This window comes from Pantoea rwandensis (assembly GCF_002095475.1).
Lineage (GTDB): Bacteria > Pseudomonadota > Gammaproteobacteria > Enterobacterales > Enterobacteriaceae > Pantoea > Pantoea rwandensis.
This window is the reverse complement of the sequence record NZ_MLFR01000026.1, coordinates 25,747-41,625: the sequence shown is the minus strand read 5'-3', so window position 1 is coordinate 41,625 and position 15,879 is coordinate 25,747. Positions and strand designations below refer to the sequence as shown.

General features: G+C 53.9%; 12 protein-coding genes and 1 pseudogene. 4 read left to right on the top strand and 9 right to left on the bottom strand.

From position 1 onward, the window contains the following. Positions 1 to 26 precede the first annotated feature (26 nt). Together HA51_RS20395 and HA51_RS20390 are read left to right on the top strand one after the other, a co-directional pair. Positions 27 to 1,046, top strand: a complete 1,020-nt coding sequence (locus HA51_RS20395) for an aminopeptidase (RefSeq protein ID WP_084936404.1) — start codon at positions 27 to 29, stop codon at positions 1,044 to 1,046. A gap of 9 nt (positions 1,047 to 1,055) precedes the next feature. Then, entirely contained in the window at positions 1,056 to 1,340 is a 285-nt protein-coding gene (locus HA51_RS20390; RefSeq protein ID WP_084936403.1) for a YciI family protein, read from the top strand. Positions 1,341 to 1,448: 108 nt separating this feature from the next. Here HA51_RS20390 and HA51_RS20385 read toward each other — a convergent pair. The 3 genes and pseudogenes from HA51_RS20385 to cysJ form a co-directional block, all read right to left on the bottom strand. Beyond that, positions 1,449 to 2,182: pseudogene (locus HA51_RS20385) on the bottom strand (phosphoadenylyl-sulfate reductase). Further along, entirely contained in the window at positions 2,179 to 3,903 is a 1,725-nt protein-coding gene (gene cysI, locus HA51_RS20380; RefSeq protein ID WP_084936402.1) for an assimilatory sulfite reductase (NADPH) hemoprotein subunit, read from the bottom strand. Before cysI ends, HA51_RS20385 begins: the two are co-directional and overlap by 4 nt. Beyond that, a complete protein-coding gene (cysJ, locus tag HA51_RS20375) occupies positions 3,903 to 5,708 on the bottom strand; it encodes an NADPH-dependent assimilatory sulfite reductase flavoprotein subunit (protein WP_084936401.1) in 1,806 nt (601 codons plus the stop codon). Before cysJ ends, cysI begins: the two co-directional genes overlap by 1 nt. A 294-nt stretch (positions 5,709 to 6,002) precedes the next feature. Here cysJ and queD point away from each other — a divergent pair, with 294 nt between their 5' ends. Beyond that, positions 6,003 to 6,365, top strand: a complete 363-nt coding sequence (gene queD, locus HA51_RS20370; RefSeq protein ID WP_211282974.1) for a 6-carboxytetrahydropterin synthase QueD — start codon at positions 6,003 to 6,005, stop codon at positions 6,363 to 6,365. Between the two features lie 128 nt (positions 6,366 to 6,493). Continuing rightward, on the top strand, positions 6,494 to 7,093 hold the full coding sequence (locus HA51_RS20365; protein WP_084936399.1) for an inorganic diphosphatase: 600 nt from the start codon (positions 6,494 to 6,496) through the stop codon (positions 7,091 to 7,093). 149 nt (positions 7,094 to 7,242) lie between these two features. Here HA51_RS20365 and queE read toward each other — a convergent pair whose 3' ends face one another. The 6 genes from queE to rlmD form a co-directional block, all read right to left on the bottom strand. Continuing rightward, positions 7,243 to 7,914, bottom strand: coding sequence for a 7-carboxy-7-deazaguanine synthase QueE (gene queE, locus HA51_RS20360; protein ID WP_084936398.1), 672 nt, complete (start codon positions 7,912 to 7,914; stop codon positions 7,243 to 7,245). Positions 7,915 to 8,063: 149 nt separating this feature from the next. Beyond that, a complete protein-coding gene (gene eno, locus HA51_RS20355; RefSeq protein WP_084936397.1) occupies positions 8,064 to 9,359 on the bottom strand; it encodes a phosphopyruvate hydratase in 1,296 nt (431 codons plus the stop codon). Between the two features lie 77 nt (positions 9,360 to 9,436). Then, positions 9,437 to 11,074, bottom strand: coding sequence for a glutamine hydrolyzing CTP synthase (gene pyrG / locus HA51_RS20350; RefSeq protein ID WP_084936396.1), 1,638 nt, complete (start codon positions 11,072 to 11,074; stop codon positions 9,437 to 9,439). A gap of 235 nt (positions 11,075 to 11,309) precedes the next feature. After that, a complete protein-coding gene (mazG, locus tag HA51_RS20345) occupies positions 11,310 to 12,116 on the bottom strand; it encodes a nucleoside triphosphate pyrophosphohydrolase (RefSeq protein ID WP_084936395.1) in 807 nt (268 codons plus the stop codon). 102 nt (positions 12,117 to 12,218) lie between these two features. Then, on the bottom strand, positions 12,219 to 14,450 hold the full coding sequence (gene relA, locus HA51_RS20340) for a GTP diphosphokinase (protein ID WP_084936394.1): 2,232 nt from the start codon (positions 14,448 to 14,450) through the stop codon (positions 12,219 to 12,221). A gap of 32 nt (positions 14,451 to 14,482) precedes the next feature. Then, the gene (gene rlmD, locus HA51_RS20335; protein WP_084936393.1) at positions 14,483 to 15,799 is read right to left on the bottom strand and encodes a 23S rRNA (uracil(1939)-C(5))-methyltransferase RlmD; all 1,317 of its coding nucleotides are present in this window, start codon (positions 15,797 to 15,799) and stop codon (positions 14,483 to 14,485) included. Positions 15,800 to 15,879: the final 80 nt, after the last annotated feature.

Sequence of the window (15,879 nt, the reverse complement as noted above, 5' to 3'; positions counted from 1 at the left end):
CGGGATGTCATAAAAGGACAATAACTATGTTTGCCACTCTCCGCCGCACCGTGCTGGCTGCACTGATCGCGGGCGGTTTGCCTCTCTTTGCCCATGCTGCGAGCGACGCGCCAGGGCATTTTGCCGAACAGCAGCTGCGCCACATCGCCACCTATTTCCCCGGCCGCATGAGCGGCAGCCCTGCTGAGCTGATGACAGCTGATTATTTGCAGCAGCAATTCACCGAGCTTGGCTACAAGAGTAATACCCGCCAGTTCAATACCAGCTACACCTGGCTAGAGCGCAAGGGCGAGACGCGCCCGCGCAAAGTCTCCGCCACGTCGGTGATCGCCGCGCGCAGCGGCGCAGTGCAACAAGAGATTCTGATCGTCACCCATCTCGATACCTGGACGCCTCTCAGCCGCCATGAAGCGGATAACAATCTGGGCGGCCTGCGTTTGCAGGGTGTCGACGACAATGCGTCCGGTCTGGGCGTGATGCTGGAACTGGCGCAGCAGCTGAGTAAAACCCCACTGCATTACGGCGTACGCTTTGTCGCGCTGAGTGCCGGTGAAGCCGGACTGCACGGGATGGATGACTACCTGTCGCGCATGAGCGCACAGGAAAAGAAAAATACCCTGCTAGTGATTGATCTCAACAGCCTGATCGTCGGCGATCACCTCTACTTTAACAGTGGCGCCAACACGCCTTCTGCGGTTCGCAAGCAGACCAGCGCGCGCGCCGTGCAGCTGGCCCATCGCTACGGTATTTCCGCCGCCAGCCACACGCTGACAGCCCGAGACTATCCGGGCGTGAATCCGTTTGATAAAGCAGGCATGCCGCTGCTGGATGTCACCGCCGCCAACTGGGCGCTGGGTAATAAAGATGGACAGCAGCAGCGGGCGCACAGTAGCCACTTTCCGGAGGGCAACGTACGCCATCAAACCGATCGCGATAACCTCAATTATCTGGATCGCTGGCTTCCGGGCCGGATTACGCAACGCACGCGTGACAGCGTGAAGATCTTACTGCCGCTGGTCACCGAGCTGGCTAACCCAACAACTTAAGGATTTGCTATGTACGTGGTGTATCTCAACTATTTCCGTCCGGCAGAAGAAGCCGATGCGCTGCTGGCGCCGCATATTGAGTGGCTGGATCGCTATTTTGACAGCGGAGACTTTATTGCGGCAGGCCGCAAAGACCCGCGCACTGGCGGTATGGTGCTGGTGAAGGATATGGATCGTGCCCAACTGGACGCGATTCTGGCAGAAGATCCGTTTGTCGCCGTGGCGCATTATGAAGTAACGAAGGTGAACGTGACGCGCGCAGCGGATGCGTTTGAAGGGTTAAAAGGGATTTAAAGAACAATAGGGTAGCGGCGAGATTTATCGTGCACCCATCAGCGTTAGAGGCGCTGCAGGGAGGCGCGATAAATCTCGCCGCTAGTCTTTTCAGACGTTATTGATGCATCAACCTTCGTGCAATCCGCACTCGCGCTTCAGACCAAAGAAACGTGTCTCTTCCTCGGCCATGCCCGGCTCCCACTTCTTAGTGGTGTGGGTATCGCCAACCGACAAATAGCCTTCATCCCACAGCGGATGGTATTTCAGGCCATGCTGCTTGAGATACTGATGCACCTGACGGTTATCCCAGTCAATGATCGGCAGAATCTTGAACACGCCGCGCTGCACCGCCAGCACCGGCAAACTGGCACGGCTGCCAGACTGATCGCGGCGTAAACCGGCGAACCACGTCTGCGCACCCAGCGTTTCCAGCGCACGGTTCATCGGTTCAACTTTATTAATCTGGTTGTACTGCTCAATCCCTTCGACGCCCTGCTCCCACAGTTTGCCGTAGCGCGCTTCCTGCCACGCCGCCGAGGTCTCGGCGCGGAAGATTTGCAGATTAAGATTGAGCTTCTCAGTCAGCTCATCAATAAAACGGTAAGTTTCCGGGAACAGATAGCCGGTATCGGTCAGGATCACCGGCGTATCCGGTTTCTGCTGCGTCACCATATGCAGCAGAACCGCCGCCTGAATACCAAAGCTGGATGACAGCACAAACGCACCTGGCATGTTTTCCAGTGCCCAGCTCACGCGTTGTTCAGCGGAGAGTTTCTCCAGCTGCACGTTGCTTTCGGCCAATGCATGATGCGATCGACTTTGCTGCCGCTATTCAGTGCTGCGAGATCAAGTACCGTCATACTGCCTCCGAGTCCCAAAAATCACGGGCGGGATCCACCACGGCTTTGATGATGCCAGCGCGAATCACGAAGTCACCAAAGCCTTCATCGGCCTGACGCTCGGTTGCCCAGCGCGCCACCAATTCGTCGATGCTGGCAAGGATCTCGCCTTCGTTGATGTTTTCGCGGTACATGCGTGGAATGCGTGTACCCATGCGGTTACCGCCGATGTGTAAGTTGTAGCGGCCAGGTGCTTTACCCACCAGACCTAGCTCCGCCAGCAAAGCACGGCCACAGCCGTTCGGACAACCGGTAACGCGTAGCACTATGTGCTCTTCACCGACGCCGTGCTTATGCATGATCTCTTCAACTTTGGTCACAAACGAAGGCAGGAAGCGTTCGGCTTCGGCCATCGCTAATGGGCAGGTTGGGAAGGCCACACAGGCCATTGAGTTTTCACGCTGTGGCGTCACTGCTTCCATCAAACCGTGTTCACGGGCGATAGCTTCAATCTGCGCTTTTTGCTTCTCCGGTACGCCAGCTACGATCAGGTTCTGGTTGGCGGTGAGACGGAAATCGCCTTGGTGAATTTTGGCAATTTCAGCAATGCCGCGCTTCAGCGGACGGCCTGGATAATCCATCAAACGGCCGTTTTCGATAAACAGCGTCAGGTGCCATTTCTTATCAATGCCTTTCACCCAACCTACACGGTCGCCACGGGTGGTAAACGCGTAAGGACGAATCGGTTCAAACGTCAAGCCAGCACGCTTTTCCACTTCGGCTTTGAAGGTGTCAACGCCAACACGCTCCAGCGTGTATTTGGTTTTGGCATTTTTACGATCGGTACGGTTGCCCCAGTCGCGCTGGGTGGTGACCACCGCGGCGGCCACGTCGAGGATCTTCTCCACCGGCAGATAGCCAAACTCGCTGGCGGTGCGCGCGTAAGTCGCTTTGTTACCGTGATCAATCGACAAACCACCGCCGACCAACAGGTTAAAACCAATCAGCTTGCCATTCTCAGCGATAGCGATGAAGTTCAGATCGTTGGCATGCAGATCGACGTCGTTATGCGGCGGCACCACCACGGTCGTTTTGAATTTACGCGGCAGATAGGTTTCACCCAGGATCGGCTCTTTATCGGTGGTAGCAACCTTCTCTTTATCCCACCAGATCTCAGCGTAAGCGCGGGTTTGCGGCAGCAGGTGCTCGGAGAGCTTTTTCGCCCACTCGTAGGCTTCCTGATGCAACTCCGACTCCACTGGGTTCGAGGTACACAGCACGTTACGGTTCACGTCGTTGGCGGTGGCCAGCGCGTCGAGGCCGACTTCGTGCAGCATCTGATGCGTCGGCTTCACGTTCTTCTTCAGAATGCCGTGAAACTGGAAGGTCTGACGGTTGGTCAGACGAATGCTGCCATAGATAGTTTTATCGGTGGCGAACTTATCAATCGCCAGCCACTGGGTTGGCGTGATGATGCCGCCCGGCAAACGGCAACGCAGCATCATCGCGTGGCGCGGCTCAAGTTTCTGCGCCGTACGCTCCGCACGAATGTCGCGGTCGTCCTGCTGGTACATACCGTGGAAACGGATCAGCAGGAAGTTATCGCCGCTGAAGCCGCCGGTCAGCCCCTCATCAAGATCGTCGAGGATGGTGCCACGCAGATAGTTACTCTGTTTTTTCAGACGCTCGGCGTCGACCAGCTTGCCTTCAACGACCAGCGGTCCAGGATGTTTTTCGCTCATTAGTAAACGTCTCGCTGATAACGGCGCTCAATGCGCAGCTCACTTAAAAATTCGTCAGCCGTTTCACGATCCATGCCGCCGTGTTCGACCACCACATCCAGTAATGCCTGCTCAACGTCTTTCGCCATGCGATTAGCGTCGCCACAGACGTAAAGGTGCGCGCCTTCTTCAATCCAGCGCCACACTTCCGCCCCTTTAGCGCGGATTTTATCTTGTACGTATATTTTCTCAGCCTGGTCACGCGACCACGCTAAATCAATGTTGGTCAGCAAACCGTCTTTGACATATTTCTGCCATTCCACCTGATAGAGGAAGTCATCGGTGAAGTGTGGATTGCCAAAGAACAGCCAGTTTTTACCGCCCGCACCGTCGTTATCACGCTGCTGCATAAAGGAACGGAACGGCGCGATGCCGGTGCCTGGTCCCACCATGATCACCGGAGTTTCCGGATTCGCCGGCAGACGGAAGTTGTCGTTGTGTTCGATAAACACGCGGATCTCGCCGTCTTCTTCAATGCGGTCGGCCAGCCAGGTTGAAGCACCACCGCCACGCTGACGACCATCGATCTCGTAGCGCACCGCACCAACAGTAATATGCACTTCGGTGTCAGTTTCGGCTTGCGATGAAGCGATGGAGTAAAGGCGCGGCGTCAGTGGTCGCAGCATTCCCGTCAGCTGTTCGGCATTCAGTTCGGTCGGCGCCTGACGCACCATATCAACGATGGGGAAGCTCTGCGCATAGCTCTGCAGTTTCGGCTTTTCTCCTGCCAGCGCCAGCAGTGCATCATTACGCGACAGCGCTGCATACTGCTCAACGATTTGTGGCGTATTCACCGTCAGCTCATAATGTTTTTGCAGTGCCTCAGTCAGTGGCAGGGTTTCGCCGTTCACTTCAACTGACTCATCACCTTTCAGCCACACCAGCTGCAATAACTCCTGCACCAGTTCGGCATCGTTCTCAAACCATACGCCCAGCGCATCGCCCGGCTGGTAACGCAGACCGGACTCACCTAAATCAATTTCGATGTGGCGCACGTCTTTATCAGAATCACGACCGGTGATTTTCTGATTAGCGGCGAAGCTGGCGGTCAGCGGCGCTTCTTTGGTGTACGGGCTGCTGTGAATGTCGTTCACCACGCCAGAAGCCGTCACGGCCGCAACCACAGAAGGCTCACTTGGCACACGCGCTTTCAGAATTTCAGTCAGCTGCTGACGCCATGCTGAGGCCTGCTCTTTGTATTCCACATCCGCATCAACGCGATCGAGCAGACGTTCCGCACCCAGTTCCGCCAAGCGCTCATCAAAATCTTTACCGGCTTTGCTAAAGAACTCGTAGGAAGTGTCGCCAAGGCCAAACACCGCAAAAGCAGAACCCGCAGCAAACTTCGGGGCTTTTTTCGACAGCAGGAATTTGTGCAGCGCGACGGCTTCTTCCGGCGGCTCACCCTCACCTTGCGTTGAGGTAACCACCACCAGCAATTTTTCCTGACCAATTTGCTTAAACTTGTAATCGCCCGCATTGACCAGATTAACGCTCAACTTGGCGGCCAGCAGGTCGTCACGCAGTTGTTCAGCCAAACGACGCGCGTTGCCGGTTTGCGAAGCGGAGATAAGCGTAATGGTCGGCACCTCGGCCTGAACCGGCGCAGGCGCAGCAACGGCACCCGGAGTTTGATTGACCATGCCCCAGAAGTAGCCGGAGAGCCAAGCCATCTGAGTGGTGTTGAAATCCGTGGTCGCCGCCTGTAAGCGCGCGAGTTGCTCCGGATTGAGTGGGAGCAGTGAACCGGGTGCCTGAGTCGTCATCGCGTTAAAAATTCCAGTGTATGAAGTCCGGACCAATATGTGGCGGAAGAGTGGGTAGGTTACCGGGCCGTATATTAACGATTAAATACGCCTTCGACATAATAAATAACCAAAATGACTAAGTGGTTTTTCGGGTAATGTTAATCGGCAAAAGTGGTAAACAAAAATTCAATTATTCAATGAGTTATAAATGTTCATTCGCTGCGATAGTGCGCAAAATGCCCTTTTCACTCATAGCGGGTGCGAAAAATCTGTGATTCAGGTAGAATTCGGCGGTTTTTAAGTCTGAGAGCCATTATGTCTACCACGCTGTTTAAAGAGTTCCAGTTCGAATCCGCCCACCACTTACCCCATGTGCCTGAAGGTCATAAATGCGGTCGCCTGCACGGTCATTCTTTCCTGGTGCGATTGGAAATTACCGGTGAAGTGGATGCGCATACCGGTTGGGTAATGGATTTTGCCGAGCTGAAAGCGGCATTTATGCCAATTTATGATCGCCTCGATCATCACTATTTGAATGATATTCCTGGCCTGGAAAATCCGACCAGTGAAGTGCTGGCAAAATGGATTTGGGATCAGATGAAGCCGATCCTGCCAGAACTGAGTGCAGTGATGATCAAGGAAACCTGTACCGCAGGTTGCGTTTATCGCGGCTAATCGTGTTTTAGGCTGCGATTACGCAGCCTGATTTTCTCGTCCTACGCTTCTTTACGTTCGATTCATATCCCTGTCATCTGCCCCCTCTACGTTGTTGTCTCCTTCATTAAAGATCAAGAGAATCAACAATGAACCTGGTAAAACGCCTTTCCGTTATTGCTTTACTTGTTTCCGCCTCTGCCGCCGTTCAGGCGCAAAACGTACTGGATTTTCCGCAGCCGGATAAAGTGCCGGATGAATTCTATGCCGTGACTGAAATCCCTGCGGGTGGGATGATCAAATATGAAACCGACGCGAAAACCGGTTTTATCGTTGCTGACCGCTTCCAGTCAATGCCCGTCGCTTACCCGGCGAACTACGGCTCGCTGACTCAGTCACTGGGCGGTGATGGCGATCCACTGGACGTGATTTTCTACACCCGAGCGCCACTGCAACCGGGCACGCTGATCAAACTGCGCCCGATTGGCGTGCTGAAAATGATTGATGGCGGCGAAGTGGACGACAAGATTGTTGCGGTGCCGACCAGCAAAATCGACCCGACTTACGATGACATCAAAGAGATGAGCGATCTGCCGAAAATGGAGCAGGAGCGCCTGCAGGCATTCTTCCGCGTTTATAAGCAGTTGCCAGATGGCCGTAAGAAAGTTGAGCTGAATGGTTTTGAGGATGCGGCGAAAGCCAAAACTGAGATCAAACAGGCATTCGACGCATATAAAGCCAAGAAATAAAACGTAAGGCTACACCGGTGCGGTTTTGGACAAGGTCGCCATGAATGGCATCTGCACCGGTGCGGTCTTGAACACGGTCGCCATAAATGGCGCCCCTACAGTATTCGGTGAGGTTTTCGTAGGGTACGCATTTATGCGCACCGAATTCATCAGGCGATATTCAAATACTTATGTGTTTGCATCGAAAGGCGCCAGTTGCGCGCAATGCAGGTATCAATGCACAGTTTGGTGGCCGCATCACCACGACTGATCGGTTGCAATGCCACGATGCGCTTCTTGTCATCGTGCAAGCCCGCAAGTAACACATCCAACGCTTCGACGTCACGCTCACGTGCCACCGGATGTTTAATCTCATCCGCGCGCTGCAACGCCTGTGGCAGTACATCGTAACCACCACGCATATTCACTTTAGGTGAAACCGTCACCCAGGTGGCGTCAGAGCAGTGCACTTCATGCGTACCGCTGGTCTCAATCTGGCACTCAAAACCGGCCGCTTCCAGCGCCTCGGTCAATGGACGCAAATCAAAAATAGCCGGTTCACCGCCAGTGATCACCACGTGGCGCGCGGTCCAGCCCTGACGTTGAATGGTCTCAATCAGCATTGCCGCATCGGCGCTGCCCCAGGCGTCACTCTCCACGGTCTTTATCAGAATGTCACCCAGCGAGGTCTCCCGATCGGCCAGCTTTTCCCAGGTATGCTTGGTATCACACCAGCTACAGCCCACTGGACATCCCTGTAAGCGGATGAACAGCGCCGGTACACCGGTGTAAAAACCTTCACCCTGCAGGGTCTGGAACATTTCGTTAATCGGGTAGAACATTTTTTACTCACGTCTAAAATTCGAGGCGCAGATTATGGCAGATTTTCACCGCCGGTTCACAGCTGCTTCGTGCCAAAAACGCAAAAGCCCCGCACGAGGCGGGGCTTTATCAGCAATGATGCGGCCACTGAGGCCACATCAACAGACCCTTACTGGCCTTTAACTTCTTTCAGACCGTTGAACGGGGCTTTGTCGCCCAGCGCTTCTTCGATACGAATCAGTTGGTTGTACTTAGCAACACGATCAGAACGGCTCATAGAACCGGTTTTGATCTGGCCTGCTGCAGTACCAACCGCCAGGTCAGCGATGGTCGCATCTTCAGTTTCACCTGAACGGTGTGAAATCACCGCGGTGTAACCTGCGTCTTTCGCCATCTTGATTGCAGCCAGGGTTTCGGTCAGAGAACCGATCTGGTTGAATTTGATCAGGATGGAGTTAGCGATGCCTTTATCGATACCTTCTTTCAGGATCTTGGTGTTGGTCACGAACAGGTCGTCACCAACCAACTGAATTTTGTCGCCCAGTACTTTGGTCTGGTAAGCGAAGCCCGCCCAGTCAGACTCATCCAGACCGTCTTCGATAGAAACGATTGGGTACTGTTTAGTCAGATCTTCCAGGAAGTGCGTGAACTCTTCAGAGGTGAACGCTTTGTTGCCTTCGCCAGCCAGCACATATTTGCCGTCTTTGTAGAATTCAGACGCTGCACAGTCCATCGCCAGGGTGATGTCTTTGCCCAGCTCGTAGCCAGCTGCTTTTACCGCTTCAGCGATAACCGCCAGCGCTTCAGCGTTAGAACCCAGGTTTGGCGCGTAGCCACCTTCGTCACCGACCGCAGTGCTCATGCCTTTGGCTTTCAGAACTTTTGCCAGGTTGTGGAAAACTTCAGAACCCATACGGATGGCTTCTTTCACGTTTTTCGCGCCAACAGGCTGAATCATGAATTCCTGGATATCAACGTTGTTATCCGCGTGCTCACCACCGTTGATGATGTTCATCATTGGCAGAGGCATAGAATATTTGCCTGGGGTGCCGTTCAGTTCTGCGATGTGCGCATACAGTGGCAGACCTTTAGAGGCCGCAGCCGCTTTAGCAGCAGCCAGCGAAACCGCCAGAATGGCGTTAGCGCCGAAGTTGGATTTGTTCTCAGTACCGTCCAGCTCGATCATGATCTTATCGATGTTCGCCTGGTCTTTGGCATCTTTACCGGTTACCGCGCCAGCGATAGGACCGTTAACAGCTGCAACCGCTTTGGTCACGCCTTTGCCCAGGAAACGAGATTTGTCACCGTCACGCAGCTCCAGTGCTTCGCGAGAACCGGTTGAAGCACCTGATGGCGCTGCAGCCAGACCAACGAAACCGCCTTCCAGATGCACTTCTGCTTCTACAGTCGGGTTGCCACGGGAGTCGATGATTTCGCGACCGATGACTTTTACGATTTTGGACATTCGATTTTCCTCAGTACAAGTTAGTCAATCCTAAGACAAACAACGCGCGAAAAGTTCGCGCGCTGTTCGTTAAACTTTTACTTCGCTAACCGCTTCTGGTGCTCCTGCGCGGCTTTAACAAAGCCAGCGAACAGCGGATGACCATCACGCGGGGTCGACGTGAATTCCGGGTGGAACTGACAAGCTACAAACCACGGATGGTTCGGGAGTTCAATGATCTCCACCAGCTGGTCGTCGCCGGAACGGCCCGCAATATGCAGACCCGCCGCTTCAATCGGCTTCAACAGCAGATTGTTCACTTCATAACGATGGCGGTGACGTTCAGTAATGACGTCAGAACCATACAGCTGGCGCACTTTACTTTCTGGCGTCAGCTGGCACTGCTGGCTACCCAGACGCATGGTACCGCCCAGATCGCTCTGCTCAGTACGCTGCTCAACGTTGCCTTCTTCATCACGCCATTCCGTGATCAGCGCAACCACAGGGTACTTACAGTCTGGCACAAATTCCGTTGAGTTGGCGTCAGCCATCCCAGCCACATTGCGCGCGAATTCCATCAGCGCAATCTGCATACCGAGGCAGATACCCAGGTAAGGGATATTGTTCTCACGTGCATACTGCGCGGTGAGCATTTTGCCTTCCACACCACGGTAGCCGAAGCCACCAGGAATCAGAATAGCATCCAGATCTTTCAGAATTTCGACACCGCGCGATTCCACATCCTGCGAGTCGATCAGCTTGATATTCACGGTCACGCGATTTTTCAGGCCACCGTGCTTCAACGCTTCAATCACTGACTTGTACGCATCTGGCAGTTCGACATATTTGCCGACCATACCAATGGTCACTTCGCCGCCCGGATTCGCTTCTTCGTAGATAACCTGTTCCCATTCGGCCAGGTTCGCTTCCGGAGCGCTCAGATTGAAACGCTTGCAGATATAGTCATCCAGGCCCTGTGATTTCAACATGCCAGGAATCTTGTAGATGGAATCCACATCTTTCAGGGAAATAACCGCTTTTTCAGGCACGTTACAGAACAGCGCGATCTTCGCACGTTCGTTGGCGGGCACAGCACGGTCAGAACGGCAAATCAGCACATCTGGCTGGATACCGATCGACAACAGCTCTTTCACTGAATGCTGGGTTGGCTTGGTTTTCACTTCGCCTGCAGCCGCCATATACGGCACCAGCGTCAGGTGCATATACATGGTGTGTTCACGGCCCACATCGACCGCCATCTGGCGAATCGCTTCGAGGAACGGCAGAGATTCGATATCGCCTACGGTACCGCCGATTTCCACCAGCACGACATCATGACCTTCGCCACCTTCAATAATGCGTTCTTTGATGGCGTTGGTGATGTGTGGGATGACCTGAATCGTGGCACCGAGATAGTCACCGCGACGCTCTTTGCGCAGAACTTCAGAGTAGATACGACCGGTTGTAAAGTTGTTGCGGCGCGACATTTTGGTACGGATGAAGCGCTCGTAGTGACCCAAGTCCAGATCGGTTTCGGCCCCATCATCGGTAACAAACACTTCACCGTGCTGCGTTGGGCTCATGGTACCCGGATCGACGTTGATGTACGGATCGAGTTTCATGATGGTCACATTCAGACCACGTGCTTCAAGAATGGCTGCGAGGGAGGCTGCGGCAATGCCTTTGCCCAGAGAGGATACGACCCCGCCGGTCACAAAAATATAATTCGTTGTCATGCTGAACCTGAGAGTTTAGGTTTAAAGACGATGGAATAACCAAGACGGGAAAATAGTATACCCGAAGTCGTCCTAAGCCACAATTGATGAATCACACCATCCCCTACGCATTGTTGCCAATAACATAGCGGATAGGTGGGGTTGAAATGTTGACGTGCGTCACAAAGTTGCCGCTTGGCTGAATCGAGTAAGCGCAATCGGACGAATTATGCACAGCGAAGGAATAATCAGCAATTTAAGGAATAATCGCTGAGTCTTTGTTCTCACTCACTTTCACCTGTTGCCAGGCGGCTTCCATCTGATCCAGTGTCGCATCGGTCATTGCCAGCCCTTGCTCGCTGATAATCGTTTCAACCTGGCGGAAGCGGCGCTCAAATTTATCGTTAGCTTTCTGCAAAGCAATTTCCGCTTTGCTGCCCAGATGGCGAGAAAGGTTGACGGTGGCGAACAGCAGATCGCCAATCTCCTCTTCCAGCTTGTCGTTATCGATCACTGCCTGCTGCGCTTCGTGCATCACTTCATCGATCTCTTCATGCACTTTGTCGAGCACCGGGCCGAGGTTATTCCAGTCGAATCCCACCGTGCTACAGCGCTTCTGAATTTTGTGCGCGCGCATCAGTGCCGGTAACGCTTTAGGAATGTCATCCAGCACCGAGTGCTGTGACTTCTCGGCACGCTCGCTGTGTTTGATGGCTTCCCAGTTCTTCAGCACTTCCTGCGTGGTATCAGCTTTCACATCACCGAAAATATGGGGATGGCGACGCTCCAGTTTGTCACTGATGGCGTTGCAGATGTCATCAAAATTGAAACGCTGCTGTTCATCGGCCATTTGCGCATAAAACACCACCTGGAACAGCAGATCACCGAGTTCTCCGCGCAGATCGTCAAAGTCTTCGCGTTGAATCGCATCGATCACTTCGTAGGTCTCTTCCAGCGTATAGGGGGCGATAGAAGCAAAGGTCTGCTGTCGATCCCACGGGCAACCGCGCTCGGGGTCGCGCAGGGTTTGCATGATGGTGAGCAGACGGTTTAGGGCAGTCATGAGGAATCCTTATGGGATTAAAATGGAAAAGGTCGCCATAAATGGCGACCCTACGGCGCACCGACACCCTGTAGGGGCGCCATTTATGGCGACCTGTAACAATCAGTTCAAGCGACGCGCGTCGATAATATCCGGCACCTGATTAAGGCGTGCCAACACGCGGCCTAGCACCTGCTGGTTGTAGATTTCGATATCCATATCAATGGTTGCCAGCTGCTTTTTGGTGTCGCTGCGGCTGGATACGCCCAATACATTCACCTTCTCATTCGCCAGAATAGTGGTGATGTCACGCAGCAGGCCGCTGCGGTCGTTGGCGGTCACACGCACCACCAGCGAATAACCGCTGGAATAATCTTCGCCCCATACGGCATCAACGATACGTTCTGGCGCATGAGAGATCAGCTCGCTCAACTGGTCACAGTCGGCGCGGTGAATTGAAATACCCCGACCTTGGGTGATAAAGCCGACAATGTCGTCGCCCGGAATCGGCTGGCAGCAGCGTGCAATGTGGTGCAGCAGATTGCCCACCCCTTCCACCACCACGCGTCCGCTCTCTTTGCGCGGCGATGGCGTATAGGCTTTTTGCGTCAGTTGGCGCAGTGCTTCGCGGTCTTCCTCTTCGGCACTCGGCTTATTCAGCTTGGCCTGCAGGAAGTTGACCATCTGATTGAGACGAATATCACCGCCGCCAATCATGGCTAATAGCTCATCCTGCGAGCTGACGTTGTAACGCGGCAACAGAATTTTTTCGGCTTCGCGGAAACTGATATCCAGCTGGCTGAGCTCACTTTCCAAAATCTGACGGCCTGCCAGAATGTTCTTGTCACGATCCTGTTTGCGGAACCAGTTATGGATCTTCGAGCGCCCGCGGCTGGTGGTGATATAGCCGAGGTTCGGGTTCAGCCAGTCACGACTTGGATTCGGCTGCTTCTGGGTGATCACTTCAATCTGATCGCCCATCTGCAACTGATAGGTAAAGGGCACAATGCGGCCGCTGATTTTGGCACCGATACAGCGATGCCCGATATCACTGTGAATGTGATACGCGAAGTCGAGCGGCGTCGAACCCGAAGGTAAATCAACGACGTCACCTTTCGGGGTAAAGACATATACTCGATCATCAAACACCTGGCTGCGCACTTCTTCCAGCATCTCACCAGAATCAGACATCTCTTCCTGCCAGGTGATCAATTTACGCAGCCACGCAATTCGCTCCTCATGACCCGCCGCACCACGGGCGTTGCTGGACGTCGGGCCTTCTTTGTACTTCCAGTGCGCCGCCACACCCAGTTCGGCATCTTCATGCATCTGACGCGTACGAATCTGGATTTCTACCGTTTTGCCTTGTGGGCCCAGCACCACGGTATGAATCGATTGATAGCCGTTCGGTTTCGGGTTGGCGACGTAATCATCAAATTCGCTTGGCAGGTGGCGATACAGTGTATGCACCGTACCTAGCGCACCGTAGCAATCCTGCAAACGCTCCGCGACGATGCGCACCGCACGCACATCGAACAGCTCATCGAACGCCAGCGACTTCTTCTGCATCTTGCGCCAGATACTGTAGATGTGTTTCGGGCGGCCATAGACTTCAGCACGCACGCCTTCTTTCTGCATCTCAGTGCGCAGGTTCTGTACGAAGTCATCGATATAGCTTTCACGATCGATACGGCGCTCATGCAGCAGTTTCGCGATGCGCTTATATTCATCAGGATGCAGATAACGGAAGCAGTAATCTTCCAGCTCCCATTTGAGCTGGCCGATACCGAGGCGGTTAGCCAGCGGCGCATAAATGTTGGTGCTCTCTTTCGCTGCCAGTACGCGCTCATCTTCAGGCGCGTCCTTCATCTCACGCAGGTGAGCAATACGCTCCGCCAGCTTGATGACCACACAGCGAAAATCTTCCACCATGGCCAATAACATGCGGCGCACGTTATCCACCTGTTCAGAGGCCATGGAGTCATTATGGATCGCTTTAAGTTGGCGAATGGCATCCATATCGCGTACGCCGTGTACCAGCGACACAATGCCTTTACCGAAGGCCGTTTCCAGGTCTTCTTCGCTCACCACATCGGCGTTAGCCAGCGGGAACAACAGGGCTGCGCGTAGGCTGTCGTTGTCCATACTGAGCATGGTGAGGATTTCCACCATCTCAATACCACGCCATAGCAGTAGAGCCTGATCTGGATGGTCGTGCGTTTCGGCTTCACAGTAGCGCCACGCATCCGCCAGTCGCTGGCAAGATTGCGGATTATGAATACTTAAACTGGCTATCCACTGGTCCAGGGCAAACTCCCCTGCCGTATTTAAATGCGCACTTCTAACCGCAACCATATCCTCTCCTGCCATAACGACAAAGACGTCGCTTATGTTTTGCTGAACAGCACCATGGATTCGAGATGGCTGGTATGTGGGAACATATCCAGCATCGCGACCCTTTCCAAATGGTAGCCCGCCGACAGTAATGCCTGACTGTCGCGCGCAAGTGTTGTTGGGTTACAGGAAACATAGACCACACGTTGCGGCGCAAGTTTAACGATGTGCGACATCACACCTGCGGCTCCGGCACGCGCGGGATCCAGTAACACCTTGTTAAATCCCTGTGCTGCCCACGGTTGGCGGGCAACGTCTTCCTCCAGGTTGTGCTGGAAAAAGCGGACATTTTTAAGATTATTCAGCTCAGCATTATACGCTGCCTGCTGGACTAATGCTGCAACACCCTCCACACCCACGGCATTTTGTACAAACTTTCCTATTGGCAGCGTAAAGTTGCCCATGCCGCAAAACAGATCCAGCACGCGATCCTCTGGCTGCAAATCCAGCCACTCAATGGCCTTTGCCACCATCTGCTGATTCACGCCATCGTTAACCTGAATGAAATCTTGTGGGCTAAAAGTGAGCCTTAAATCAAAGGATTGATAAAAGGGTGCGTAGTCACCCAACGGCTGCAAGATGTCACTGCCATCGGCCAAATAGCACATCAGTTGATGCTCATGCGAAAAACGTTCCAGTTTTGCGCGATCGCCAGCGGACAATGCATCAAGATGACGCAGTACCATCAGTGGGCCATTGTCAGCCAGAACCAGTTCAACATGTCCCAAACGCCTGACGGCCTGCAGCGAACTGAGGCACTGGTGCAACGGCTGGAGTAGCGCCTCAAGCTGGGGCACCAAAATAGTGCACTGCTTCAATTCAACCAAATCGTTACTGGCCGCCTGACGAAACCCCATCTGTAAACGCTGCTGTTTAGGCTGCCACTGCAACCCCAAACGCGCACGCCGGCGATAGCCCCAACTCTGGCCACTGATGATCTCATCAACATGCACGGGTAAGGGGGCATCCTGGCTAAGCAGCCGACTGAGCCCGCGCGCTTTACTGGCTTCCTGCAACTCTACGGCCGCATGCTGCTGCTGACAGCCACCACAGACCCCGAAGTGCACGCAGCGCGGCTTCTCACGCTGCGCGCTCGGGTTGATAATCTTCGTGGCTTTGGCGCGAGCATATTGACGTTTATCCTCAATGACCGTGACTTCTGCCTGTTCACCCGGCAGCGCACCACTGACGAACATTGCCTTTCCTTTATGGCGCGCAACACCTTGCCCAAAGGGATCAAGGTCTTCAATGGTGACGGTAATACGAAGCTTGGTCGTCACACGCTGTTTTGCGGAGTAAAATTGCGCCATAGTGTTGTGAATTCTCTATATTAATTGGGTGTGCCGCCGCTACCGGTTTGTGCACAGGGATAAAATGCCAGGAGTCGCCA